The sequence below is a fragment of the Streptomyces sp. NPDC059201 genome (genome assembly GCF_042754585.1).
GTDB lineage: Bacteria > Actinomycetota > Actinomycetes > Streptomycetales > Streptomycetaceae > Streptomyces.
The window spans coordinates 269,169-292,024 of sequence record NZ_JBHZBB010000006.1 but is presented as its reverse complement, the minus strand read 5'-3'; the positions used below and the strand labels follow the sequence as shown (position 1 = coordinate 292,024).

Annotated in this window: 20 protein-coding genes and 6 tRNA genes; 10 read left to right on the top strand and 16 right to left on the bottom strand. The window is 75.3% G+C overall.

Annotated elements, in window-relative coordinates; all coding sequences use genetic code 11:
- Position 1 precedes the first annotated feature (1 nt).
- Entirely contained in the window at positions 2-2,434 is a 2,433-nt protein-coding gene (locus ACFXMG_RS21505; protein ID WP_383824639.1) for an SCO7613 C-terminal domain-containing membrane protein, read from the top strand.
- Positions 2,435-2,500: 66 nt separating this feature from the next.
- On the opposite strand, the gene ACFXMG_RS21500 is transcribed toward ACFXMG_RS21505, so the two are convergent.
- Positions 2,501-2,575, bottom strand: a tRNA-Val gene (locus ACFXMG_RS21500).
- A gap of 54 nt (positions 2,576-2,629) precedes the next feature.
- On the bottom strand, positions 2,630-3,052 hold the full coding sequence (locus ACFXMG_RS21495) for a TIGR02611 family protein (RefSeq protein WP_383824642.1): 423 nt from the start codon (positions 3,050-3,052) through the stop codon (positions 2,630-2,632).
- A 189-nt stretch (positions 3,053-3,241) separates the two neighbouring features.
- Between ACFXMG_RS21495 and ACFXMG_RS21490 the strand changes: the two genes are divergently transcribed.
- Positions 3,242-3,655, top strand: coding sequence for an SsgA family sporulation/cell division regulator (locus tag ACFXMG_RS21490; RefSeq protein WP_030493555.1), 414 nt, complete (start codon positions 3,242-3,244; stop codon positions 3,653-3,655).
- A gap of 193 nt (positions 3,656-3,848) precedes the next feature.
- Entirely contained in the window at positions 3,849-4,406 is a 558-nt protein-coding gene (locus ACFXMG_RS21485) for a CGNR zinc finger domain-containing protein (protein ID WP_383824645.1), read from the top strand.
- A 37-nt stretch (positions 4,407-4,443) separates the two neighbouring features.
- On the opposite strand, the gene ACFXMG_RS21480 is transcribed toward ACFXMG_RS21485, so the two are convergent.
- Positions 4,444-4,626, bottom strand: a complete 183-nt coding sequence (locus ACFXMG_RS21480; protein WP_383824647.1) for a hypothetical protein — start codon at positions 4,624-4,626, stop codon at positions 4,444-4,446.
- A gap of 132 nt (positions 4,627-4,758) precedes the next feature.
- Complete coding sequence (locus ACFXMG_RS21475; protein ID WP_383824649.1) at positions 4,759-5,199, bottom strand: hypothetical protein; 441 nt, start codon at positions 5,197-5,199, stop codon at positions 4,759-4,761.
- A gap of 192 nt (positions 5,200-5,391) precedes the next feature.
- Here ACFXMG_RS21475 and ACFXMG_RS21470 point away from each other — a divergent pair, with 192 nt between their 5' ends.
- Positions 5,392-5,907, top strand: coding sequence for a DsbA family protein (locus ACFXMG_RS21470; RefSeq protein WP_383824651.1), 516 nt, complete (start codon positions 5,392-5,394; stop codon positions 5,905-5,907).
- 67 nt (positions 5,908-5,974) lie between these two features.
- Here ACFXMG_RS21470 and ACFXMG_RS21465 read toward each other — a convergent pair whose 3' ends face one another.
- Genes ACFXMG_RS21465 through ACFXMG_RS21455 form a run of 3 tightly spaced genes read right to left on the bottom strand, consistent with a single transcriptional unit; the run spans position 5,975 to position 8,766 of the window.
- Positions 5,975-6,814, bottom strand: coding sequence for a GNAT family N-acetyltransferase (locus ACFXMG_RS21465; protein WP_383824654.1), 840 nt, complete (start codon positions 6,812-6,814; stop codon positions 5,975-5,977).
- A 42-nt stretch (positions 6,815-6,856) separates the two neighbouring features.
- Positions 6,857-7,687, bottom strand: a complete 831-nt coding sequence (locus ACFXMG_RS21460) for an aminotransferase class IV (RefSeq protein ID WP_383824656.1) — start codon at positions 7,685-7,687, stop codon at positions 6,857-6,859.
- A complete protein-coding gene (locus ACFXMG_RS21455) occupies positions 7,684-8,766 on the bottom strand; it encodes a chorismate-binding protein (protein ID WP_383824658.1) in 1,083 nt (360 codons plus the stop codon). The genes ACFXMG_RS21460 and ACFXMG_RS21455 overlap by 4 nt, the downstream gene beginning before the upstream one ends.
- Before the next feature lie 325 nt (positions 8,767-9,091).
- Here ACFXMG_RS21455 and ACFXMG_RS21450 point away from each other — a divergent pair.
- From ACFXMG_RS21450 to ACFXMG_RS21430, 5 genes are all read left to right on the top strand, one after another.
- A tRNA-Gly gene (locus tag ACFXMG_RS21450) sits at positions 9,092-9,164 on the top strand.
- 39 nt (positions 9,165-9,203) lie between these two features.
- Positions 9,204-9,277: transfer RNA gene (locus ACFXMG_RS21445), tRNA-Cys, on the top strand.
- Between the two features lies 1 nt (position 9,278).
- Positions 9,279-9,350: transfer RNA gene (locus ACFXMG_RS21440), tRNA-Val, on the top strand.
- 34 nt (positions 9,351-9,384) lie between these two features.
- A tRNA-Val gene (locus tag ACFXMG_RS21435) sits at positions 9,385-9,456 on the top strand.
- Positions 9,457-9,484: 28 nt separating this feature from the next.
- Positions 9,485-9,556 (top strand) — tRNA-Val (locus tag ACFXMG_RS21430).
- 133 nt (positions 9,557-9,689) lie between these two features.
- Here ACFXMG_RS21430 and ACFXMG_RS21425 read toward each other — a convergent pair.
- The 3 genes from ACFXMG_RS21425 to ACFXMG_RS21415 form a co-directional block, all read right to left on the bottom strand.
- The gene (locus ACFXMG_RS21425) at positions 9,690-9,977 is read right to left on the bottom strand and encodes a zf-TFIIB domain-containing protein (protein ID WP_383826559.1); all 288 of its coding nucleotides are present in this window, start codon (positions 9,975-9,977) and stop codon (positions 9,690-9,692) included.
- Between the two features lie 47 nt (positions 9,978-10,024).
- On the bottom strand, positions 10,025-10,975 hold the full coding sequence (locus ACFXMG_RS21420; RefSeq protein WP_383826681.1) for a phosphotransferase family protein: 951 nt from the start codon (positions 10,973-10,975) through the stop codon (positions 10,025-10,027).
- A 617-nt stretch (positions 10,976-11,592) separates the two neighbouring features.
- Positions 11,593-11,760, bottom strand: coding sequence for a hypothetical protein (locus tag ACFXMG_RS21415; RefSeq protein WP_031005464.1), 168 nt, complete (start codon positions 11,758-11,760; stop codon positions 11,593-11,595).
- Between the two features lie 514 nt (positions 11,761-12,274).
- On the opposite strand from ACFXMG_RS21415, the gene ACFXMG_RS21410 reads away from it, so the two are divergent.
- On the top strand, positions 12,275-13,447 hold the full coding sequence (locus tag ACFXMG_RS21410; protein WP_383826684.1) for a serine/threonine-protein kinase: 1,173 nt from the start codon (positions 12,275-12,277) through the stop codon (positions 13,445-13,447).
- A 21-nt stretch (positions 13,448-13,468) separates the two neighbouring features.
- On the opposite strand, the gene ACFXMG_RS21405 is transcribed toward ACFXMG_RS21410, so the two are convergent.
- From ACFXMG_RS21405 to ACFXMG_RS21380, 6 genes are all read right to left on the bottom strand, one after another.
- Positions 13,469-14,287, bottom strand: coding sequence for a TrmH family RNA methyltransferase (locus ACFXMG_RS21405; protein WP_383826562.1), 819 nt, complete (start codon positions 14,285-14,287; stop codon positions 13,469-13,471).
- 89 nt (positions 14,288-14,376) lie between these two features.
- Positions 14,377-15,609 carry a uroporphyrinogen-III C-methyltransferase gene (gene cobA, locus ACFXMG_RS21400; RefSeq protein WP_383826565.1) on the bottom strand — a complete coding sequence of 411 codons (1,233 nt, stop codon included), beginning with the start codon at positions 15,607-15,609 and terminating at the stop codon, positions 14,377-14,379.
- 383 nt (positions 15,610-15,992) lie between these two features.
- Positions 15,993-19,574: a nicotinate-nucleotide--dimethylbenzimidazole phosphoribosyltransferase gene (gene cobT / locus ACFXMG_RS21395; RefSeq protein WP_383826568.1), complete on the bottom strand. Its 3,582-nt coding sequence runs from the start codon at positions 19,572-19,574 to the stop codon at positions 15,993-15,995.
- Between the two features lie 314 nt (positions 19,575-19,888).
- On the bottom strand, positions 19,889-21,112 hold the full coding sequence (cbiE, locus tag ACFXMG_RS21390) for a precorrin-6y C5,15-methyltransferase (decarboxylating) subunit CbiE (protein WP_383826571.1): 1,224 nt from the start codon (positions 21,110-21,112) through the stop codon (positions 19,889-19,891).
- Between the two features lie 73 nt (positions 21,113-21,185).
- The gene (locus tag ACFXMG_RS21385) at positions 21,186-21,833 is read right to left on the bottom strand and encodes a GNAT family N-acetyltransferase (RefSeq protein WP_383826574.1); all 648 of its coding nucleotides are present in this window, start codon (positions 21,831-21,833) and stop codon (positions 21,186-21,188) included.
- Between the two features lie 126 nt (positions 21,834-21,959).
- Positions 21,960-22,811: a MetQ/NlpA family ABC transporter substrate-binding protein gene (locus ACFXMG_RS21380; RefSeq protein WP_383826576.1), complete on the bottom strand. Its 852-nt coding sequence runs from the start codon at positions 22,809-22,811 to the stop codon at positions 21,960-21,962.
- Between the last annotated feature and the right edge of the window lie 45 nt (positions 22,812-22,856).

Genomic DNA, 22,856 nt, shown 5'->3' with positions numbered 1-22,856 from the left:
CATGGACATGAATCTGCCCCCGGTCGAGGAGCTGCGGCGCGTCGACGTCGAGCTGGCCCGACTCGACGCGCGCCGTGCCGAGTTGCTGGCCCGGCGGGCGTGGCTGCTGGGTGTGCTGTACTCCCCCGCCGGCCGGCCGGCGGCCGCTCCGTTCGCGGTCGGTGCGGCGCCGGCGGAGACCTCGCCGCGCGGTGCGCAGAACGTACTGCTGACGCTGGGCGGGACGCTGCTGGCGATCGCCGCGCTCGCCTTCACGCTGCTGAGCTGGGGCTCGATGGGCATCGGTGGGCGTTCGGCGGTGCTGCTGGCGGTGACCTCGGCGGCGCTGGCGGCGCCCGCGGTGCTGCTGCGCCGGGGGCTGGCGTCGACGGCGGAGGCGGTGGGCGCGCTGGGGCTGGTCCTGACGGTCCTGGACGCGTACGCCCTGCACCGGGTGGCGCTGCCGGACACGGACGGCCTGGGGTACACGGCGGTCGCGTCGGCGGTCCTCGCGGGCCTGTGGGCGGGGTACGGGGGGCTGCTGCGGGGGCTGCGGCTGCCGTTCCCGGCCGCGGTGGCCGCGGCGCAGCTCCCGCTGCCGCTGGGCGCGCTGGCGGCCGGTGGCGGTCCGGCGGTGGTGGCGTGGGCGGTGGTCCTGACGGCGGCGGCGGACGTGCTGCTCGCGGCCCGTCCGGTGGGGGTCGCGGCGCGGATCACGGCGGGGGCGTCGGCGGGCGTCCTGGGTTCCTGGGCGCTGCTGACCGGCGGCTGGCTCTCGCTGACGAGCCCGTGGACGGGCGCCCCACTGCTGCTGGGCTGCGCCGCGCTGTGCCTGTACGCGGTCCGGGCGGCCCGTCCGGCGGCCTCGGCGCTCGCCGCGGTGGCCGGTCTGGCGGTGGTGGCGGCCGCGGGCGGACCGGCGCGGGCGGCGCTGCCGGTGGAGTGGGCGGTGCCGGTGTACGTGGTCTGCTGTCTGGCTCTGGCGGCGCTGTGGCGTCCGGTGCGGGCGGCGTGGATCCCCGAGGCGGTACGAGCCGGGTTCGGGCCCGCCGGGGGCGGGGTCGCGGCGCTCGGCGTGCTGTGGGCGCTGCCGCCGGTGCTGGGGGGCCTGCTGGGGCCCGCGGACCGGAGCGCGGGCGTCTGGTCCGGGGCGCACGCGGCGCCGGTGCTCGCGGGCTATCCGGCGACGGCGGCTCTGGTGCTGCTGCTCGGCGCGGGCGCGGCGGCGACGGCGGGGCGGCTGTGGGGCCGGTGGGGCGCGGTGGCTCTCGGCTGGGCGCTGCTGATGGCGCTGCCGGTCGTCCTGGAGCTGTCGTACGCGGCGGGGCTGGCCGTGCGGCTGGTGGCGACGGGCGCGGGTCTGGCCCTCGCGGTGTGGCCGGGGGCGCCGGCCCGGGGCCTGCCGGAGCCCGCGCCGCGGGCGGAGGGGCCGGAGCGGGCTCCTGAGGGGGTCTGGGGGGCTGCCTGGGCGGTGGGGGCGCCGGTGGCGCCCGTGGCGCCGGGTGCCCTGTTCTCGCGGACGGGGCTCGTGGCCGGGCTCGCCTCGGCGGTCTCGGCGCTGCTCCTGGCGCTGGACGTGCGGGCGGCGACCTTCGTGGTGCTGGGTGTGCTGCTGGGGCTGTTCGTGGCGGCGGCCGTGCTCGGTGCCGGGGTGGTGCGCGAGGCGGCGGCCGGTGCGGCGGTGCTGGCGGCGGCGTGCCTGGTGGGGGCCGGGGTCGCGGCGGCGGGGGCCGGCGCCTCCATGGCGGGTCTGGTGCTGCTGGTGGTCCCGGCGGGCACGGTGGCCCTGGCGGCCCGGGTCCGATCGGTCACGGCGGAGCTGACGGGGGTGGCGGTGGGCGCTCTGGCGCTGGCCCTCACGGTGCCGCGTCCGGCGCTGCTGGCCCTGGCGCTGGCGCTGGGCGGGGTGATCGCGTCGGCGGCGGCGCTGCGGCCGGAGCGGCGCCGGGCGGCCTCGTGGACGGCGGGCGCGCTGTTCCTGGCCGCGGTGTGGGTGCGCCTCGCGGTCTGGGGCGTGACGGTGCCGGAGGCGTACACGCTGCCGGTGACGGTGCCGGCGCTGGTGGTGGGCTTCCTGCGGCGGCGCCGGGACCCGGCGGCCTCGTCCTGGGCGGCGTACGGCCCCGGGCTGGCGGTGACGCTGGTGCCGAGCCTGGTGGCGGTCTGGTCGGATCCGTACGAGGTGCGTCCGCTGCTGCTGGGGGCGGGGGCGCTGGCGGTGACGCTGCTGGGGGCGCGGTACCGGCTCCAGGCGCCGCTGGTGCTCGGCGGGGCGGTGCTCGTCCTGGTGGCGGCGCACGAGCTGGCGCCGTACGTGGTGCAGCTGGTCGGCGCGCTGCCGCGCTGGCTGCCGCCGGCGGCGGCGGGTCTGCTGCTGCTCGCGGTGGGGGCCACGTACGAGCGGCGGCTGCGGGAGGCGCGGGCGCTGCGGGAGCGGCTGGCCCGGATGGGGTGAGCCGGGCGCCCCGGGAACGCGCCGAGGGCCCGGAGACGGTGGTCGTCTCCGGGCCCTCGGTCCGGGTGGTGGGCGATACTGGGTTCGAACCAGTGACCCCTTCGGTGTGAACGAAGTGCTCTCCCACTGAGCTAATCGCCCGGGCGCACCGCAAACATTACCGCATGTCAGCGGGGCTCCCGAACCATCCCCGGGTCACTCGTCGATCTTCCAGGGCATGACGATGCCGAACTTCCAGAGGTACCAGCCGAGCAGCGCGGCGATGATCACCACACCGATGACGGTGAGGGTGATGTTGCGGCGCCGGACCTTGGGGTCGAGGGCGCGCTGGGCCGCCTCGGTGACCTTGCGCTTGGTCCATCGGAGCACGATCTGCGCCCAGACGAACTCGGTGGCCCAGATCGCCATGCCGGCGAAGATGACCAGCCAGCCCGGTCCGGGGAAGACGAGCATGAGGATGCCGGCCCCGATCACGGCGAGCCCGACGATGAAGACGCCGACCTGCCAGCTCAGGTGCAGGCCCCGGCGGGCCTTGATGAACTCCGGTGCCCGGGATCCCAGTTCGGCGTCTTCGGCCTTCTGGGGCTCGGGGGCGCGCTCGTCACTCTCCGCATTCATGAGGCCAATTTACCCGACTCACCAGCCCCACCGGTATGGCAGCGTTACCCAAAGTTACATACCGCCGTACGAGCTACCTGAACGACCACAAAACCGACAGAGGGGTTTACAACGGCACCGGAGGTGGCATGTCGATTTCGCCGACGTGCGAATCCCCGAGCGCACACTGAGCGAAAGGCCCTGGCGCTTATGAACACCGTGGTGAGCTGCGAGCTGCACCTGCGCCTCGTTGTGTCGAGCGAGTCCTCACTGCCTGTACCCGCGGGCCTGCGGTATGACACGGCGGATCCGTACGCCGTGCACGCCACCTTCCACACCGGAGCCGAGGAGACGGTCGAGTGGGTCTTCGCCCGCGACCTTCTCGCCGAGGGGCTGCACCGGCCCACCGGCACGGGCGACGTCCGAGTCTGGCCTTCCCGTAGTCACGGCCAGGGAGTCGTCTGCATCGCGTTGAGCTCGCCCGAGGGCGAGGCCCTGCTCGAGGCCCCGGCGAGGGCCCTGGAGTCGTTCCTCAAGCGGACCGACGCCGCGGTGCCACCGGGCACCGAGCACCGGCACTTCGACCTCGATACCGAGCTGTCCCACATCCTGGCCGACAGCTGAGCCAGGGCCACAGGCCGCACGGCGCCGTCCGACTCGGGGCGACGGCGCCGCGCGGGCAGTGACACCCGCACGACCCCAGGCGCTCCTCACCGCGCAGCCGGCGCGGTGAAGGGCGCCGTCGCGCGTTTCCGGGGCGCGCTAGAGTCGTCGCCAATCCGCGGGCGCCCGCCCGCGGCCGGCCAGGGAGCGAAGCGTGCTCATCCCCCACGACACCCGGATCGCCCTCGACACCGTCGTCGATCTGATGAACACCGCCGCTCAGGGCGACCGTGCGGACACGCTCGCGGACCTCACCGCGCTCGGCGTCTTCGTGCGCGAGCACCGGATCAGCGACGTGGGCGACCTGGACGCCGAGGACCTGCGGGGCGTCCGCGAGGTGCGCGACCGCTTCGCCGCGGTCTTCTCCGCCCCGGACGCGCGGATCGCGGCCCCTCTGATCAACCAGCTGGTGGCCGCCGCGGGCACCACCCCGCAGCTCACCGACCACGACGGCTACGACTGGCACGTGCACTACTTCGCGCCGGGCGCCTCGGTCGCCGACCACCTGGCCGCCGACTGCGGGATGGCGCTCGCCTTCATCGTGGTCTCGGGCGAGCGCGAGCGGCTGCGGCGGTGCGAGGCGCCGGACTGCGGCCGGGCCTTCGTCGACCTCTCCCGCAACCGCTCCCGCCGCTACTGCGACAGCCGCACCTGCGGAAACCGGCTGCACGTGGCCGCCTACCGGGCCCGCCGCAAGGAAGCCGCCGGCTGATCCCGGCCGCGGCCCCGCGCCTCGGCGGGCGCCCGCCTCAGAGCACGTACAGGTCGTGCAGGGCCGCCATCAGGAGCAGGGCGCCGATCACCGTCAGGAAGATCATCAGCGGTGGCTGCGACAGCGCGAAGAGACAGCCCTTCGGCTCGTCGACCGGGCTGTCGGCGGCGGGGGCGGGCTCGGCGGAGGCGGGGGCGGGTTCCCGCGAGGTATCCAGCATCTCGGGGGGATGATCGCGCACCCCGCATGCCCGGGAGGCCGGAAACCGCCCCGCCCCGGGGCGGTTCATCCCTTCCCGTGGATCTCCGGATCACCGCCCGGTCGCGGCCCGGCAGGCAACGGCCAGAAGCGGTCAGATTCCGTGCTTCTTCAGAATCTCCTCGATGTCGCTGAAGTCCTCGGCCTCGCCGCCGCGGGCCGGTGTGCCCGGAGCGCGCGTGCCGGGCGCGGGACGGGTCAGAGCCTCTCTGGCCGGGGACGAGGCGCCGGGCGCGACCGCCGCGGGCTCCGCTCCCCCGCCGGCCGCCTTCCTGCCGCCCCGGCGCCGCTCGACGCCCCGGGTGGTCAGCAGGAGCAGCCAGGCCACCCCGAGCACGCCGAAGCCCGCCCAGGCGACCGGGCTGAAGACGGTGTCGAAGGCCCACTCGACGGCGCCGGTCATCACCAGGCCCAGGGGCACCAGCGACCAGCCGGCGATCCGTGCCGCGGACAGGTACTTCTTCCGGTACGCCGTGATCGCGGCGATGCCCAGGCCCGCCGCGGACACCGCGGAGCAGATGGTCTCGGCGAGCATGCGATCCTCCAGTTCCCGGGTGATACGTCCCTTCCATCCTGCACCGACACGGCCGCCTCAGGCCATGCCCCCGGCCCGGTCTCAGGGAGATCTCCGGGTCGTCCCGGACGGGATCTCCTCCTCAGGCCCCGGTGCGGTGCCGGTGCGGTGCCGATTGGGGCCCGGGGCGGCGCGGCTGGAAGACTGCCGGTCATGAGTGACTCCACCACCGCCCACGCCTCCCCGGTCGTCCTGGAGGCGTGGTTCGACCTCCAGTGCCCGGACTGCTTCCAGGCCCTCGACGACGTCCACGCGCTGCGCGCGCAGTACAGCGATCGGCTCGACGTACAGCTGCGCCACTTCCCGCTGACCAAGAACAAGCACGCCTACGCCGCCGCCCAGGCGGCCGAGGAGGCGTACGACCAGGGGCAGGGCTGGGCGTACACGGAGGCGCTGCTGGCCCGGACCGCCGACCTCGCCGACCGGGGCGAGCCGGTCCTCCTGGAGGTGGCGGCCGGACTCGGCCTGGACGCCGAGGAGTTCGACACCGCGCTCATCGACGGCCGGCACCTGCTCACCGTCGACGCCGACCAGGCCGAGGGCCAGGCCCTCAAGGTCACCGGCACCCCGACCTACGTCATCGGCGGGGAGCGCCTCGACGGCGGCAAGAGCCAGGAGGGGCTGCGGGCCCGGATCGAGGAGATCGCCGACCGCCTCCTGGCCGGCTGACCACCGGCTGACCACCGGCTGACCACCGGCTGGCCACCGGCCGGCGGCGGGTTGCCGGCCCCGGACCTCAGAGCAGCGGCTTGGAGCTGTTGACGTGGGTGGTCCGGTAGCCGAGCGACTCGTACAGGCGGATCGCCGGGGTGTTGCCCGCGAAGACGTGCAGTCCCAGCAGGGTCTCCCCGGCCTCCCGCGTCACGCGCTCGGCCAGCAGCATCAGCGCCCGGCCGTAGCCCCTGCCGCGCTGCTCGGCGGCGACCTCGATGTCGTACACGTATCCGGCGCTCACGCCCGGCTCCAGCTCCCGCACCCCGGTCCAGACGTGGCCGACGACCCGCCCGTCGTGGACGACGACGTGGATCGCGGTGCCGGGGGTGGCGAGGCCCTCCGGGAGCAGGTCGCGGTGGCTGGCCGCCGCCTTCGCGCGGGCCTGCTCCTCGGGGACGCCCCGGTCGATCCAGCTCCGGGCGAAGGAGTCCCTGGCCCTGGTCTCCCAGGCGGCGTACTCCTCCTCGGTCATCGACCGGACCCCGATGCCGGACGGCGGCGCGGGGGTCCCGTCGGCGAGCTCCTTGAGCATGTTCCTGCTGCGCTCGGTGTAGCCGAGGGCGCGGGCCAGGCCGAGCGCGGGCACCGCGTCGGCGGGCACCGATATCTGCACCTCCGAGCAGCCCCAGCCGCGCAGCACCTCCTCGGCGGCGAGCGCCGCCACGGTGCCCCGCCCCCGGCCGCGGTCCGGCTCGTCGACCCGGAGGCGTTCGATCCGTCCCGACGCGGCTCCGAAGTCCGGATCGGTGGCGACGCGGACGGAACCGACCCGGCGGCTGTTCACGCAGATGTCGTAGGTGCGCGAACGGCCGCCGTCGGCGGGCTGCTGAAGCGGCTCGGTCGGCCGCAGGGTGGTGGTCATCAGGGGTGTTCTACCCATCCGGGAGACCCCCGTCATCCGGATTTACCCGAGCTTCGGGTCCCGGTCGGCGGCGGCCCGCTCCTCGAAGATCCGCATGGCCTTGGCGGTCACCGGTCCGGGGGCGGCGGCGAGTTCGCGTCCGTCGACGCGGGGGACGGCCTGGACGTCGCGCAGGGTGGAGGTGAGGAAGATCTCCTCGGCGGTCTCCAGGACGTCGAACGGCAGCTCCGTCTCGACGGCGCCGGTCCACTCGGCGGCCAGCGCGCGCGTGATGCCCGCGAGGCAGCCGGAGGAGACGGGCGGGGTGTGGATCCGGCCGTCGAGCACGACGAAGACGTTGGAGCCGGTGCCTTCGCAGAGCTGCCCGACGGTGTTGGCGAACAGGGCCTCGGTCGCGCCGTGCTCCCTGGCCCTGGCGAGGGCGACGACGTTCTCCGCGTACGAGGTGGTCTTCAGGCCCGTCAGGGCGCCGCGCTCGTTGCGGGTCCAGGGGACGGTGACCACGGCGGTGGTGTCGGAGCGGCGGGAGGAGGCGCCGACCGCGACGACGAGGCTCGGGCCGGCGTCGCCGCGCTCCGAGCCGAGCGGGGAGAGGCCGCCGGTGTAGGTGATCCGGAGTCGGCCGAGCTCCAGCGGGTTGGCCTCCAGGACGGCGGCGCAGGCCCGGCGGACCTCGTCGAGGTCGGGGTCGGGCAGTCCGAGGCCACGGGCGGAGCGGGTCAGCCGCTCCAGGTGGAGGGTGAGGGCGAACGTTTCGCCCCGCTCGGCCTTGACCGTCTCGAAGATGCCGTCGCCGACGGTCAGTCCATGGTCCAGGACGGAGACCCGGGCGGTCTCCTCTTCGTGCAGTCCGCCGTTGACCCACAGTTTCATCGAGAGATGGCCTTTCCGCTCGCCCCTGGGACGTCCTCGTCCGGGGCGCCCGACTCGTAGGCGCCCGACGCTATCGCGACCAGCCGGGCCGCCTTCAGCTCGGTCTCCTCCCACTCCCGCTCGGGGTCGGAGCCCCAGGTGATCCCGGCGCCGGTGCCGAAGCGCAGCACGCCGAGCGGGCGGTCGATCCAGAAGGTGCGGATGCCGACGGCCAGCTCGCCGCGGCCGCTGTCGGCGTCCACCCAGCCGACGCCCCCGCAGTACGGGCCCCGGGGCGCGGTCTCCAGGGCCTCGATGATCCGCAGGGCGCTGGACTTGGGGGCGCCGGTGACGGAGCCGGGCGGGAAGGTGGCGGCGAGCAGCTCGCGCCAGCCCGCGTCCTCGGGCAGTACCCCGCTGACGGTGGAGACGAGGTGGACGAGACCCGGGTGCTCCTCGATCTCGCAGAGGGCGGGGACGGCGACGGAGCCGGTCTCGCAGACGCGGCCCAGGTCGTTGCGGACCAGGTCCACGATCATCACGTTCTCTGCGTGGTCCTTGGGCAGGAGGTCGGCGGCGGTCCTGCCGGTGCCCTTGATGGGGCCGGAGGAGACCCGGGCGCCGTCGCGCCGGAGGTACAGCTCGGGCGAGGCGGTGGCGATCTCCACGCCGTGCGCGGGCAGCCGGATCGTCCCGGCGTACGGGGCGGGGTTGCCGGCCGCGAGCAGCGCGGTGAGGGCGTCCACGTCGGCGGCGGCCGGATCGGGCAGCGGCGCGGTCATCACCCGGCAGAGGTTCGCCTGATAGACCTCGCCGCGCTCTATGTGCGCGCGCACCGTCCGCACGCCCGCGGTGTACGCGGCGCGGTCGAGCGACGACGTCCAGTCGCCGGGGCGTGGGCCGGCCCACGCGCCGGGGACGGCGGCGGGCACCGGCGCCGTGCGGACGTCTCCGAAGCGGGCGCAGGTGAGCCGGCCCTCGAAGTCGGCGCAGACGGCCCAGAAGCCGGTGGAGTCCAGTGCCTCGGGATCGTGGGTGACATCCCGGAGGTCGGTCGCGACGAGGCCGCCGAAGCGGGCCAGGGGAGCAAGGTCGTACACGCATCGAGTCTAGGTCGGCGGGGTGCGGGGAGGCGGGGCGAGGCGGAGGGGGCCGGTACGGGCACGGGCCGCGGCGCGGGGGACACGGCGGGTGACGGGGGCGGACCGGGACGCGCGACCGGGGTGGGTGACCGGGGTGGGGAGCTGCGCCACGGGTGTCCCGCGTGCCCCTCCGGCCCCACCCGTGGGCCCGGTCCGGGGGTCGTTCCGGCACCCCGCTCGGGCCGCGCCTCGGCGAGCTGCGGAAACGCGTTTTTGTACTGGGCGAGGAATCCGCTAAAGTTCAACACGTCGCCGGGACGCGCAAGCGAAACGGAAACGACAAGCGGACGTGGCTCAGTTGGTAGAGCATCACCTTGCCAAGGTGAGGGTCGCGAGTTCGAATCTCGTCGTCCGCTCGAGTAGGGGGATCTTCCCGACCCCCCTGTGACACTCCTGGTGGAGTGGCCGAGAGGCGAGGCAACGGCCTGCAAAGCCGTCTACACGGGTTCAAATCCCGTCTCCACCTCCAAGGACGATTAGCTCAGCGGGAGAGCGCTTCCCTGACACGGAAGAGGTCACTGGTTCAATCCCAGTATCGTCCACTGGACCTTCGGGTCCTGGATCTTCGGATCCCCCGCGCGATTAGCTCAGCGGGAGAGCGCTTCCCTGACACGGAAGAGGTCACTGGTTCAATCCCAGTATCGCGCACGCAGTACCACGCCCACGGGTGTGTCCCGCGCGATTAGCTCAGCGGGAGAGCGCTTCCCTGACACGGAAGAGGTCACTGGTTCAATCCCAGTATCGCGCACAGGATGACGAAGCCCCCGGCCGCAGCTCGCGGCCGGGGGCTTCGTCGTCGTGCCGGGGCGTCGGGCCGGATCGCCGTGCCGGGCGGGCGGGCGCCGGCCGGGCCCGCGGGTGGCGGGCCCGGCCGGGACGGCTCAGGAGGAGAAGAGCATCCGGCCGAAGCCGCGCTGCCGGTGGCCGCCGTGGTGGCCGCCGTGCGGCGCGCCCCACGCGGGAGCGGCCGGGGCGTGCTGGGCCGGGTACGCGGCCGGCGGGGCCGGGGCCGGCGGAGCGGGCGGGGCCTGCCACTGGGACTCCAGGCGGGTCAGGGCCTCCAGCTCGCCGTAGTCCAGGAAGATCCCGCGGCAACCGCTGCACTGCTCGATCTGGACGCCGTTGCGGTTGTACGTGTGCATCGCCGCGTGGCACTTGGGACACTGCATGCTCGGCTCAACTCCCCTGCTGTCGCCGTTCGAATGATGGCCTCAGCTTAAGAGGACGCGGCGGAGCCCGGGGCGGTTCGGGTATCCGTGATCCGGGCGCAGGTGTCGATCATCACGCTCTCGACCTCGTCGAGTTCGCGTTCCTCCGCCGTGGACTTGGCGAGCGCGAGGGCCGCGGTCTGCACGGTCAGGGCCCGGGCGGGCAGATCGAGCCGGGCCCAGGGGTCGTCCCTGTCGGTGGCCGGACCGCCCGCCTCCTCGTACGCGCCGAGGAACCGCGCCCACACGTCCGCCGGGAGCAGCCCTGCGGCGAACCAGGCGGCGGGGCGGGCCAGGTCCCAGGCGGGGTCGCCGAGTCCGGCGTCGTCGACGTCGATCAGCCGCCAGTCGCCGCGGAAGTCCCGGACGAGCTGGCCGAGATGGAAGTCGCCATGGCACAGGTACGCGCGCGTGCCGCCGGTCCCGTCCCTCGTCCCGGCCTTCTCCTCCCCCTCGGTGACGGTCCGCCAGGCCGCGAGGACGGTGGGCGCGGCCGGGTGGTCCGGCGCGGTGCGGAGCATCCGGCCGACCGCCAGGGCCGCCTTCTCGGGGGCGCGCATCGGGGGCAGAGGGTCGGCGCCGGCCGGGGGTGGGGTGCGGTGGAGCCGGGCGAGGAGCCGGGCCGCCTCCTCCCAGGGCGCCGCCTCGGGATCGCCCGGGTCGACCGGAGGCCCGTACGGCCAGACCGTCACCGGCCGTCCGGCGACGCGCCGAGGGGCCGGGACCGGGGCGGGCGGAAGGAGAATCCCGTCAAGCCCCGGGTGACCGGCGAGGGCGACGCGGGCCCGGTGCGGCGCACCGCCGGTACCGGGCGCGTGCGCCTTGGCGACGACCCCGCCATGCCGCACGACAGCCCCGTCCTCCCGATCCGCAAGCACCCCGACCGCCCCCTCCGGACACCGGCAGACACCCCCACCGTGCACGGCATCACGAGCGACCCGAGCAAGCTCCCCGAGCACGTCGCCGGGTGCGGGCCGGGGGCCCGGTATCGGCCCGGGCGCGCTGTCCCCGTCGCGGTCCTCTGCGGCCGAGGCGGGCGGCTTCCGGGTCGGAACGGCCGGGGTGCCGGTGTCTGGCGTGTCCATCCGGCGAGGGTACGCGGCGAGGGTGGGGTGTAGGTGTGCGGAGGGGCGGGCGGGCGGCGGCGCCCCGACGCGGTGTGCGGGCGCGCGGAGGGGCCGGGCGGCGGGACCAGCAGGGGCCGTGTCCCGCCGCGCGGCGTGCGGGCAGGCGGGAGCGGGGGGGCGGGACAGGCAGAGGCGGTGTGCGGACCCACGGAGAGGCCGGTCGGCAGGACGGGCGGTGGCGGTGTCCGGACGCGGCGGGCGGGGCGGTGTCCCTACGCGCGGAGCGGTCGGGCGGCGGAGCGGGCCTCCGCGCCCGACGCGCGGAGGGGTCCGCCAGCGGGGCGGATGGGCCGTGTTCCTACGTGTGGCGGGACCGGGCGGGTGCGCGGAAGGGCCGGTCGGCTCCCCGGCCGACCGGCCCCTGCGCTGTCGTCCGCCGCACCCCCGTCCCCACGGGGCTGTCGGCCGATGTCCCGACCCGGGCCGCTCTCCCGGGTCCGGGGCGCCGCTCAGCGCCCCAGCATCACACCCACGGACGACGCCTGTGTGACCACCGCTTCCCAGCCGCCGAAGACGACCACCAGCAGGGCCGCGAGAGGGAGGACCATGGCGGTGGCCACCAGGGGGTGACGGCGTCCCGCGGGGCGGGGGGTCGACCGGTGTGCCGTGAAGGCCATGGTCCTCTCCTGTCGCTCTGTGTTCCGGATCTCGGTGCGGTGGGCGCGTGTTCCTCGGGGGACGAGAGTCGCGCCCACCGCATGACCTCAACACTAGGCAGCGGGAGGGCCCGGGGCGTCATGCCCGCGTACCGGCTTTCGGGCCTACGCGAGGATGACGCCGCTCCTTCCGGAGTACTCCCCTGGGTGGAGACGGGGGCGCGCGGGTGGGGGTCTTCCCGGAGGGGACGCGCCCCCCGGCCCCGGGAGGAGGGGGCCTGGGTGACATGGGTCACGTCGGGTGGGTAGGGGGGTGCGGGGCGGGCGTGGTGGAGCGGTCGGGGGCACGGGAGTTGTCGGATGGGGAGGTCAAGTGGGTGGGAGGGAAGGGGTGTTGGGCGGGCGGGTCCGGTGGGGGTGCGGTCCTGGTGGCCTTCAGCACTGACAATCGATGCCGGTGGGAGGGCGCGGCCTATGAGCGCGCGGGGGCGGCACTACGTAAGCTGTGCCACGTCGAACGGACGAGGGGACGGACATGGCGATGATGCGGCTCCGGCGCGAGGACCCGCGGATCGTCGGGGCGTTCCGGCTCCACCGCAGGCTGGGCGCCGGAGGGATGGGGGTCGTGTACCTCGGCTCCGACCGGCGCGGTCAGCGGGTGGCGCTGAAGGTGATCCGGCCGGATCTGGCCGAGGACCAGGAGTTCCGGTCGCGGTTCGCCCGTGAGGTGTCGGCGGCCCGGCGGATCCGGGGCGGCTGCACCGCCCGGCTGGTCGCCGCCGATCTGGACGCCGAGCGGCCCTGGTTCGCCACCCAGTACGTGCCCGGCCCCTCGCTGCACGACCGGGTCGCCGAGGAGGGCCCGCTGCGCGCCGCCGACGTGGCGTCGATCGGCGCCGCGCTCTCCGAGGGCCTGGTCGCCGTCCACGAGGCCGGGGTCGTACACCGCGATCTGAAGCCGTCGAACATCCTGCTCTCCCCCAAGGGCCCCCGCATCATCGACTTCGGGATCGCCTGGGCCACCGGGGCCAGCACCCTCACGCACGTCGGCACCGCGGTCGGCTCCCCCGGCTTCCTCGCGCCCGAGCAGGTGCGGGGCGCGGCCGTCACCCCGGCGACCGACGTCTTCTCGCTCGGTGCCACCCTCGCGTACGCCTCCATGGGCGACTCCCCCTTCGGGCACGGCAGTTCCGAGGTCATGCTGTACCGCGTGGTGCACGAGGAGGCGCAGCTCCAGGGCGTTCCGGACGCGCTCGCGCCGCTGATCAAGGCGTGTCTGGCGAAGGACCCGGAGGACCGGCCGAGCACGCTCCAGCTGTCGATGCGGCTCAAGGAGATCGCGGCCCGCGAGGCGCAGGGGCTGCCGTCGGCCCGGCCGCCGGCCCCGCGCGAGCGGGTGGAGGAGCGCGGCACGCTGCGGCCGACCGAGCGGTACACGGAGCGGGACGTCCCCGGCCGGGAGCCGGAGCGCGCGGCCACCCGGGGGCGCGGGCCCGCGCCGTCCTCGCGGCCCTCGGCGCCCGCCCGTACCGGCGGCGGCTCCCGCAATCACCCGTCGCGGCCCGGGACCCGTCCGGGGGCCCGGACGACGTCCACCGGCCGCCGCCCGGCCAATCCCCGGCTGCTGCGCCAGCGGCTCGTCGTCTTCGTGGTGGTGACGCTGGTGGTGGCCCTGGGCATCGCCGCCGCCCAGGCCCTCCAGGGCTGAGCCAGGAGTACGCCTCGGGGGTTACGCCTCCGGGCGGCCCGACGTCACCGCGTAGAAGGCGACGGCGGCCGCGGCGCCGACGTTGAGCGAGTCGACGCCGTGGGCCATCGGGATGCGGACCCACTCGTCGGCCGCGCGCAGCGCCTGGGTGGAGAGGCCGTCGCCCTCCGCGCCGAGCATCAGGGCGACCCGGTCCAGCCGGTGCGGGGCGGCCTCGTCCATGGAGGTGGCCTTCTCGGCCGGGGTGAGGGCGAGGAGCTTGAAGCCCGCCTCCCGTACCGCTTCGAGACCGCGGGGCCAGGTGTCCAGGCGGGCGTACGGGACGGAGAAGACCGCGCCCATGGAGACCTTCACCGAGCGGCGGTAGAGCGGGTCGGCGCAGTCCGGGGAGAGCAGGACGGCGTCCATGCCGAGCGCGGCGGCGCTGCGGAAGATGGCGCCGATGTTGGTGTGGTCGTTGACCGACTCCATGACCGCCACCCGGCGGGCGCCGGCGAGGAGGTCGGCGGCCTCGGGGAGCGGCTTGCGCTGCATCGAGGCGAGGGCGCCGCGGTGCACGTGGTAGCCGGTGACGCGTTCGGCGAGGTCGGGCTGGATGGCGTACACCGGGGCGGGGACCTCGTCGATGACGTCGCGCATGACGTCGACCCACTTGGCGGAGAGCAGCATCGACCGCATCTCGTAACCGGCCTGCCGGGCGCGGCGGATGACCTTCTCGCCCTCGGCGATGAACAGGCCCTCGGCGGGCTCGCGCCGGCGGCGCAGCTCGACGTCGGTCAGGCCGGTGTAGTCGCGCAGGCGGGGGTCGTCGGGGTCGGTGATCGTGATGAGTTCGGCCACGGGGTGATACTGCCTTGTCCGGGGAGTGGTGCCAATGCGTGGGACGGACGGCGGTCGCCGCCCGTCCCGCGCGCGTGGGTGTCGGGGTGTCAGCGGGTGAGCTTGTCGGGGCCCTCCGCGACCACGGGGCCGATGACGATGACGGCCGGCGGACGGACCTCCTCCGCCTTCACGACCTCGGCGACGGTGGCGAGGGTGGCGTCCACCCGGCGCTGGGTCGCGGTGGTGCCCTCCTGGACGAGGGCGAGCGGGGTGTCGGGGGCCTTGCCGTGGGCGACGAGCGCCTCGGCGATCTTCCCTATCTTGTCGACGCCCATGAGGATCACCAGGGTGCCGGTCAGCTTGGCGAGCGAGGCCCAGTCGACGAGCGAGCGCGGGTCGTCGGGGGCGACGTGCCCGCTGACCACGGTGAACTCGTGGGCGACGCCCCGGTGGGTGACCGGGATGCCGGCGGCGCCGGGCACCGAGATGGAGCTGGAGATGCCGGGCACGACGGTGCAGGCGATGCCCTCGGCGGCGAGCGCCTGGGCCTCCTCCATGCCCCGGCCGAAGACGAACGGGTCGCCGCCCTTGAGGCGGACCACGGACTTCCCGGCCTTGGCGTGCTCGATCAGCGCGTTGTTGATGGCCTCCTGGGCCATGAAGCGGCCGTACGGGATCTTCGCCGCGTCGATCACCTCGACGTGCGGGGGCAGCTCGTCCAGGAGGTCGCGGGGGCCGAGCCGGTCGGCGATGACGACGTCGGCCTCGGCGAGCAGCCGGCGGCCGCGGACCGTGATGAGGTCGGGGTCGCCGGGGCCGCCGCCGACGAGGGCGACGAAGGGGGTGCGGGCGCGCTGGGCGGGCGCGGCGAGGGAGCCGTCGCGCAGGCCCTCCAGGATCGCGTCGCGGACGGCGGCGGAGCGGCGCGGGTCGTGGCCGGTGAGGACGGCGACGGTGACGCCGTCGCCTCGGCCGGTGGCCGGGGTCCAGGCGGTGGCGGCCTCGGCGTCGTCGGAGCGGACGCACCAGACGCGGGCGCGCTCGGCCTCGGCGGAGGCGGCGGCGTTGGCGGCCGGGTCGGTGGTGGCGACGAGCGCGTACCAGGCGTCGGCCAGGTCGCCTTCCTCGTACCGGCGGCGGACCCAGGTGATCTCGCCGGTCTCGGCCATGGCCTCCACGGAGGGGGTGGCGGAGGGGGAGATCAGGGTGATGTCGGCGCCGGCGGCGATGAGGGCGGGCAGGCGGCGCTGCGCGACCGTGCCGCCGCCGAGGACGACGACGCGCCGGCCGGCGAGGCGGAGGCCGACGGGGTAGGCGGGGTGCTCGGCGTGCTGGGCCATGTGCGGGCGGCTCCTCGGACGGGGCTTGGGCCTGTCCGACCCTGTGCGTCGGATCAGGCCGGGTTGTTCGGTGCGTGCGATCGGCGTGCGGCCGGGGCGCCCTCGTAGCGGAGCTACTCGGGAGTTTCGGCCGTGCGGCGAGCGTGCGTGCCGGGCGGGCCGGGCCCGACGGAGATGGTCGGACAGGCCCTGGGCGCCGCTGCGGCGGTGAAGCGGCTGGTGGGCGGGCGTTCGGCCCGGTGACCACGATATCGGTGACCTGGCGTGGGCACCCTGTGACCCTGGTCCCTCGGGGCCGGGGGGGCGCGGCCGGGAGGGCGGCGGGCATGGGGCGGCCCCGGCGCCGCCGCCCTCGCGGGGTGGCGGCACCGGGGCCGTACGGACTACTTCTCCGTGACGCCCGCGGAGTCGAAGGTCGCGACCTCGTGCATCGCGCGGGCCGCGCTCTGCACCAGCGGGAGGGCCAGCAGGGCGCCGGTGCCCTCGCCGAGGCGGAGGTCCAGGTCGACCAGCGGGCGCAGGCCCAGCTTGTTGAGCGCGGCGACGTGGCCGGGCTCGGCGCTGCGGTGGCCCGCGATGCAGGCGGCGAGCGACTCGGGGGCGATGGCCCGGGCGACCAGGGCGGCCGCGCCGGTGGAGACGCCGTCGAGGATCACCGGGGTACGCAGCGAGGCGGCGCCCAGGATGAAGCCGACGAGGGCCGCGTGCTCCAGGCCGCCGATCTGCGACAGGACGCCGATCGGGTCCGTCGGGTCCGGCTTGTGCAGGTCGAGGGCGCGGCGGACGACGTCCACCTTGCGGGAGTGGGTCTCGTCGTTGATGCCGGTGCCGCGGCCGGTGACCTCGGCCGGGTCGACGCCGGTGAAGACGGAGATCAGGGCGGCGGACGCGGTGGTGTTCGCGATGCCCATCTCGCCGGTGAGGAGCGCCTTGTTCCCGGCCGCGACCAGGTCGCGGGCGGTCTCGATGCCGACCTCGAGCGCGGCGATCGTCTCCTCGCGGGTCATCGCGAGGCCGGTGGTGAAGTCGCCCGAGCCGGCCCGGACCTTGCGGGGCAGCAGCCCCGGGGTGGCGGGGAGCTCGGAGGCGACGCCCACGTCGATGACGCAGACCTCGGCGCCGACCTGGTTGGCGAAGGCGTTGCAGACCGCTCCCCCGCCGAGGAAGTTGGCCACCATCTGGCCGGTGACCTCCTGCGGCCAGGGGGTGACGCCCTGGGCGTGCACGCCGTGGTCGCCGGCGAAGATCGCGACGGCGGCGGGCTCCGGGATCGGCGGCGGGCAGACCCGGGAGAGGCCGCAGAGCTGCGCGGAGATGATCTCCAGCATGCCGAGCGCGCCGGCCGGCTTGGTCATCCGCTTCTGCCGCTCCCACGCCTCGCCGAGCGCCTTGGCGTCGAGGGGGCGGATGGAGGCGATGGTCTCCTGGAGCAGGTCGTGCGGCTCCTCGCCGGGCAGGGCGCGGCGGCCGTAGGTCTCCTCGTGGACGACCCAGGCGAGCGGGCGGCGCTTGGACCAGCCCGCCTGCATCAGCTCGGGCTCGTCCGGGAACTCGTCGACGTACCCGACGCAGAGGTAGGCGACGACCTCCAGGTGCTCGGGCAGGCCGAGGGTACGGACCATCTCGCGCTCGTCGAAGAAGCTGACCCAGCCGACGCCGAGGCCCTCGGCGCGGGCGGCGAGCCACAGGTTCTCGACGGCGAGGGCCGAGGAGTACGGGGCCATCTGCGGCTGCGTGTAGCGGCCGAGGGTGTGCCGGCCGCCGCGGGTCGGGTCGGCGGTCACCACGATGTTGACCGGGGTGTCGAGGATGGCCTCGATCTTCAGTTCCTTGAACTGCTTCGCCCGGGCCTTCGGCAGCGACTTGGCGTACGCCTCGCGCTGCCGCTGGGCCAGCTCGTGCATGCTCTGCCGGGTCTCGGCGGAGCGGATCACGACGAAGTCCCAGGGCTGCGAGTGGCCGACGCTGGGGGCCGTGTGGGCGGCCTCCAGGACGCGGAGCAGCACCTCGTGCGGGATCGGGTCGGAGCGGAAGCCGTTGCGGATGTCGCGGCGCTCGCGCATCACGCGCAGGACCGCCTCGCGCTCGGCGTCGGCGTAGCCGGGGGCCGCGGGGCGGGGCTCGGCCTCCTCGGCCTCCTCCTGCGCGTCCTCGGGGGTGTCCTCGGCGACGACCGGGATCTCCTCGGCCACGGCCACGACGGGCGCCTCGGCGGGCACCTCGGCGGCGGCGTCGGCGAAGGTCTCGGGGGCGGGCTCCTCGGCGGGGGCGGGCGCCTCTGCGGGGGCCGTTGCGGTGGGCTCCTCGGGCGCGGGCGCCTCGGGGGTCGCGGGCTCCTCGGCCGGGGCCGGGTCGGCCTGGTGGTCGGGCTGCTGCTCGGCGGGCTGCTCGGCGGTGGGGGCTTCGGGCTCGGCGACGGGCTCGGCCTCGGCGGCCGGGAGCTCCGGGGCGGGCTCGGCGACCGGGGTCTCCGCGGCCGGGGCTTCGGGCTCGGGCAGCGGGGGTACGTCGGCGGGGGTGGCGGGCTCCACGGGCTCGGCCACGGGCTCGGCCTCGGCCACAGGCTCCGGCTCGGGCTCGGGGGCGGGCTCGGCCACGGGCTCCTGGGCTGCCGGGGCCTCCGCGACCACGGCCTCCGTCGCCGGGGCCTCCGTCGGCTGCTCGGCCACGGGCTCGGGGGCCTCGGCGGGCACGACGGGCTCGGGTACGACGGCCTCCGGCGTCACGGCCTCGGGGGCCACAGCCTCGGCGACCACGGGCTCAGCGGCCACAGCCGGCGCGGCGGCGGGCTCGCCCTCGCGCGGCGCGGGGACGAGGGCCTCAGGGGCCGGGGTCTCGACGATCACGGGCTCGGCGGGCGCGGGCTCGGCGGGCGCGGCCTCCACGACCACGGCCTCAGCCTCAGCCGGCGCGGCCTCGGGCTCGGCAGTCCCCGCCTCCACGACCACGGCCTCGGCGGGCTCCGTCAGCGGGGTGCCGGCGGCCGGGGTGGGCGTGGGGGCGGGCTGGGTGGCGGTCGGGAGGGCGCCCTCGACCTGGACGAACTGGCCGCTCTGCGGGACGACCGTTTCTGCGGGGGCCTCGGCGGGCGCCAGGGGCTCCTGCGGCTGCGCGGCCCAGGGCTCGGCGCCCTGCGGGGCCGTCTGCTGGTCCTGCGCGATGTCGAAGTACTCGGGGCCGGTGGTGGGCGGTCCCGGGTTGCGTACGGGCACGGGCGCGGGTCCCGTGGGCACGAGGGGCTCGGGGGCGGGCGCCGGGACCTGCGGGGCGACGGGCGCCGCCGCGGCCGGGCCCCGGTCGGCGAGCGAGCGCACGACGCCGCCGGTGGCGGTCTCGGGGACGGGCGGGCCCATGTGGAGCGGGCGGCGCGCGGGGCCGGACGGCTGCGCGGCCGGCGGCGGCACGCGGACGCCGCCGAGGTCGACGGAGCCGGAGTCGCGGCCCGCGGCCTCGTGGGCACCGGTGTCGAGGATGCCGGGCTCGTAGCCGTGGGCGGGGGCGACGGCCTCGTGCGGGGCGACGGGGACGCCGTGCGCCGGGGTGCCGAACGGGGGCTGCGGGGCGAGCCGCACGCCCTGCGGCGGGGTGTGCGCCGGGGCGGTGAGCTGGTCAGCGAGGACGAGACCGTCCGGGAGCGGGCCGGTGAGGGGGTCCGGCAGCGGGTCGGTGAGCGGGTCGCCCGGCGGGGCCGCGTGCGGCGCGGCCTCGGGGCCGCCCTGCTGCGGGACGACGGGAGGGGCGGGGACGGCGACGGGCGGGGCGGGCACGGCGCCGGGGCCCTGCTCGCTCCAGGCGCCCTGGGCGCCCGGCATCAGGAGCATGTCGTCGTCCTCGGGGAGCTGCCCGGGGGTGGAGCCGGAGGGGTCCAGGAAGGTGTACGCGCCCGGAGCGGGGATGCCCGGCTGCTCGACCATGCCTGCGTTCTCCGGCAGTCCCTCGCCCGGGACCTGGCCGGTGTCCGTCATGCGTACCCCTCGCCCATCGTTGTGTTCGTTCAGAGCTGCGCCCGTCAACGAGAACGAGCGCGTGCGCCGCGCGGCACGGAGGCGCGCCGACACCCAAGCATTGTCGCGGCCCGCGGCCATCGTGGCAGGCGGATCCGCCACGGTGCGCTGTGGACTGCGCCACGTCGCGCGGTCCCCCCGGTGTCCCGCACGCCGGTGACCGTCGAGATCGGGTCAAGACGGTCATCGATTCGGGACATTGACGAACAACCTGCCGGACATCCCCGTGCGGTACAACAATCCGCCAGCCTACCTGCCCCGGCGCCCGGCCGGGGTCACGGGGCGCCGGCGGTCCGGCGGCCGGTGAGGAGGAAGACGACGGAGCGCACGCGCTCGGTCCAGTCGTCGGGATCGAGGCCGACGGTCTGGAGGAGGAGGGTCTCGACGGTGTAGCCGCCGGCGGTGAGGGCGGTGCCGATCGCCTCGGCCTCGTCGCGGGTGGTGGCGTGGGCCGCGATCCGTTCGGGGCGGCGGTCGGCGCAGGCGGTGACGACGGGGACGCCGCCGGCTCCGACGCGTACGACGTCGGGTTCGGGAAGGCTCTCCAGGACGTGCGGGGCGCGGCCGGTGATCGTCTGGAGGAGGACGCCGTGGCGGCGGGCGGCGGCCTCGGTGCGGGTGCGGGCCCCGGGGTCGGCGTCGACGGCGATGACGGCGGCGCCGAAGCGGGCGGCCTCGACGGCGAAGGTCCCGCCGGCGCTGCCGACGTCCCAGACGAGGTCGCCGGTGCGGGGGCCGAGGCGGGCGAGCTGGACGGCGCGCAGGGTGGGGTCCTGGCCGACGCCGGGACGCGCGTCGGAGCCGTACTCGCCGGGCTGCTCCGCCCAGCCCCGGACGGATCCGGCCGCCGGGTCGTGGCCCATCAGCCAGGGGGCGGCGGAGGCGCCGGTGCCGCCGGCGCTTCCGATGACGAGGACGACGTTGGGGTCGCGCCAGGTGTGGTCGGCGGCCTTGTCGGAGGTGAGGACGGAGACCTGTTCGCGGGCGGTGCCGAGTTCCTCGCAGACGACGAAGGTGCGGTGGACGCCGTCGAGGAGGAGGGCGAGCTCGGCGGGGCCGGCGCCCGGCGAGGTGAGGACGGCGACCTTGGGGTGGGCGCGGCAGACGTTGACGGCGCGGCGCAGGGTGCGTTCGTGGGCGACGACGACGTGGGCGTCGTCCCAGGGCATGCCGGCGCGGGCGAAGGCGGCGGCGACCGAGGAGACGGCGGGGACGACCTCGACCTCCAGGCCGTGCTCGGGGGCGCGCAGGGCGCGGACGACGCCGAAGAAGCCGGGGTCGCCGTCGGCGAGGACGACGGCGGTGCCGCGGTGGCCGGCGACGCGGCGCGCGGCGAGGCCGACGCTGCCGAGCCGGACGCGTTCGGCGCCGGGGGGTACTTCGGGGAGTGCCAGGTGGTGGGCGGCGCCGGCGACCAGGGTGGCGGCCGAGAGCGCGGACCGGGCCGCCGCGGTGAGGGGCGAGCCGTCCCAGCCGATCACCGTGACCCGGTCGGCCATCGCGTCTGTCTCCTGTGGTGTCGTCGCAGGTCGGGGGCGTGCCGAGCGTACCCCGGGTTGTCGCTCGCGGGGCTCAGCTCCAGTCCGTGTACGAGGAGTATCCGGCCTCGGCCATCTGGTCGGCGACGCCGTCGAGGTCCTCGGGGAGGAGGCCCCAGAGGATGAGGTCGGTGCGGATGTCGGTCCACTCGCCGCTCTCGGTGAGGCTGCGCGCTATCCAGGCGTTGCGCAGGACGCCCTCGCTGATGCAGCCGATCTTCTGGGCGACCTGCTGGGAGGCGGTGTTGTCGGCGGCGGTGCGCAGCTGGAGGCGTTCGAAGCCGCGGTCGCGGAAGAGCCACTGGGCGGTGGCGAGGACGGATTCGGTGGCGTAACCCTCGCCGCGGGCCCAGGGGGCGGTGACGTAGGCGACCTCGGTGGCGCGGACGCGCCAGTCGGTGTCGTGGAGGTGGACGGTGCCGACCAGACGCTGCGTCAGGAACTCGGTGACGGCGAGGACGATGCCGCGGCCCTCGGTCCGCTCCGCGGGAGCGATCCTGCGGACCCAGTCCTCGGCGTGGGCGCGGGTGTACGGGTGCGGCACCGTGGTCCAGGCGGTGACGAGTTCGTCGTTCATCATCTCGACGAAGGCGGGGATGTCGGCTTCCTCGTACGGGCGCAGCACCAGTCGCTCCGTGTTGATGGAGACGTCCGGGAAGGTGGTAGTCATGCGTAGCTCCATACGTGAAGACCGTGGAGGCACAGCATGCAGCATGGCCCGGCCGACGCGCATGCGCGGGTGAGCACAAGGCCCCGCGCGCCGGACGGGGCGGGCGGGGCCTGGTGCTCAAGGAGTGTGTCGGCGGCCTTACTTGGCGGCGCCGAACGCGGGGACGACGGAGCCCTTGTAGGTGTCCTCGATGTACTTCTTCACCTCGGGCGAGTTCAGGAGCTCGGCGAGCTTCTGGACGCGGGCGTCGTTCTCGTTGCCCGCCTTGACGGCGAGGAAGTTGGCGTACGGGTTGCCCTCGGCCTTCTCCAGGACCAGGGCGTCCTTCGACGGGGAGAGGTCGGCCTCGATCGCGTAGTTGCCGTTGATGACGGCGGCGTCGACGTCGTTCAGGGCGCGGGGCACGGTGGCGGCCTCCAGCTCCTTGAACTCCAGGCCCTTCTTGTCGGTGATGTCGGAGAGCTTGGCGTCGGTGCCGACGCCGTCCTTGAGGGTGATGAGGCCGTTCTCGGCGAGGAGGTGGAGCGCGCGGCCCTCGTTGGTGGTGTCGTTGGGGACGGCGACGGTCTGGCCGGCCTTGATGTCCTTCACCGACTTCAGGCTCTTGGAGTAGAGGCCGAGGGGCTCCAGGTGGACGTTGACCACGGGGACGATGGTGGTCTTGTTCTTCTTGTTGAAGTCGTCCAGGTACGGCTTGTGCTGGAAGAAGTTCGCGTCGACCTGACCGCTCTGGGTGGCGGTGTTCGGCAGGACGTAGTCCGTGAACTCCTTGACCTCCAGCTTGAGGCCCGCCTTGGCGGCCAGGTTGTCCTGGACGAACTTGAGGATGTCGGCGTGCGGCGTCGGGGACGCGGCGACGACGAGCGGCTGGTCGGCGGAGCCGGCGTCGCTCTTGGACGCCGGGTCCGAGGAGGTGCCGCAGGCGGTGAGGCCGAGGGCGAGGGCGGTGACGGAAGCGAAGCCGGCGGCGAGCTTGATGTTCTTACGCACGAAGAGTGCCTCTTTCATGTGGAGCGGTGGACGCCTGGACAACAA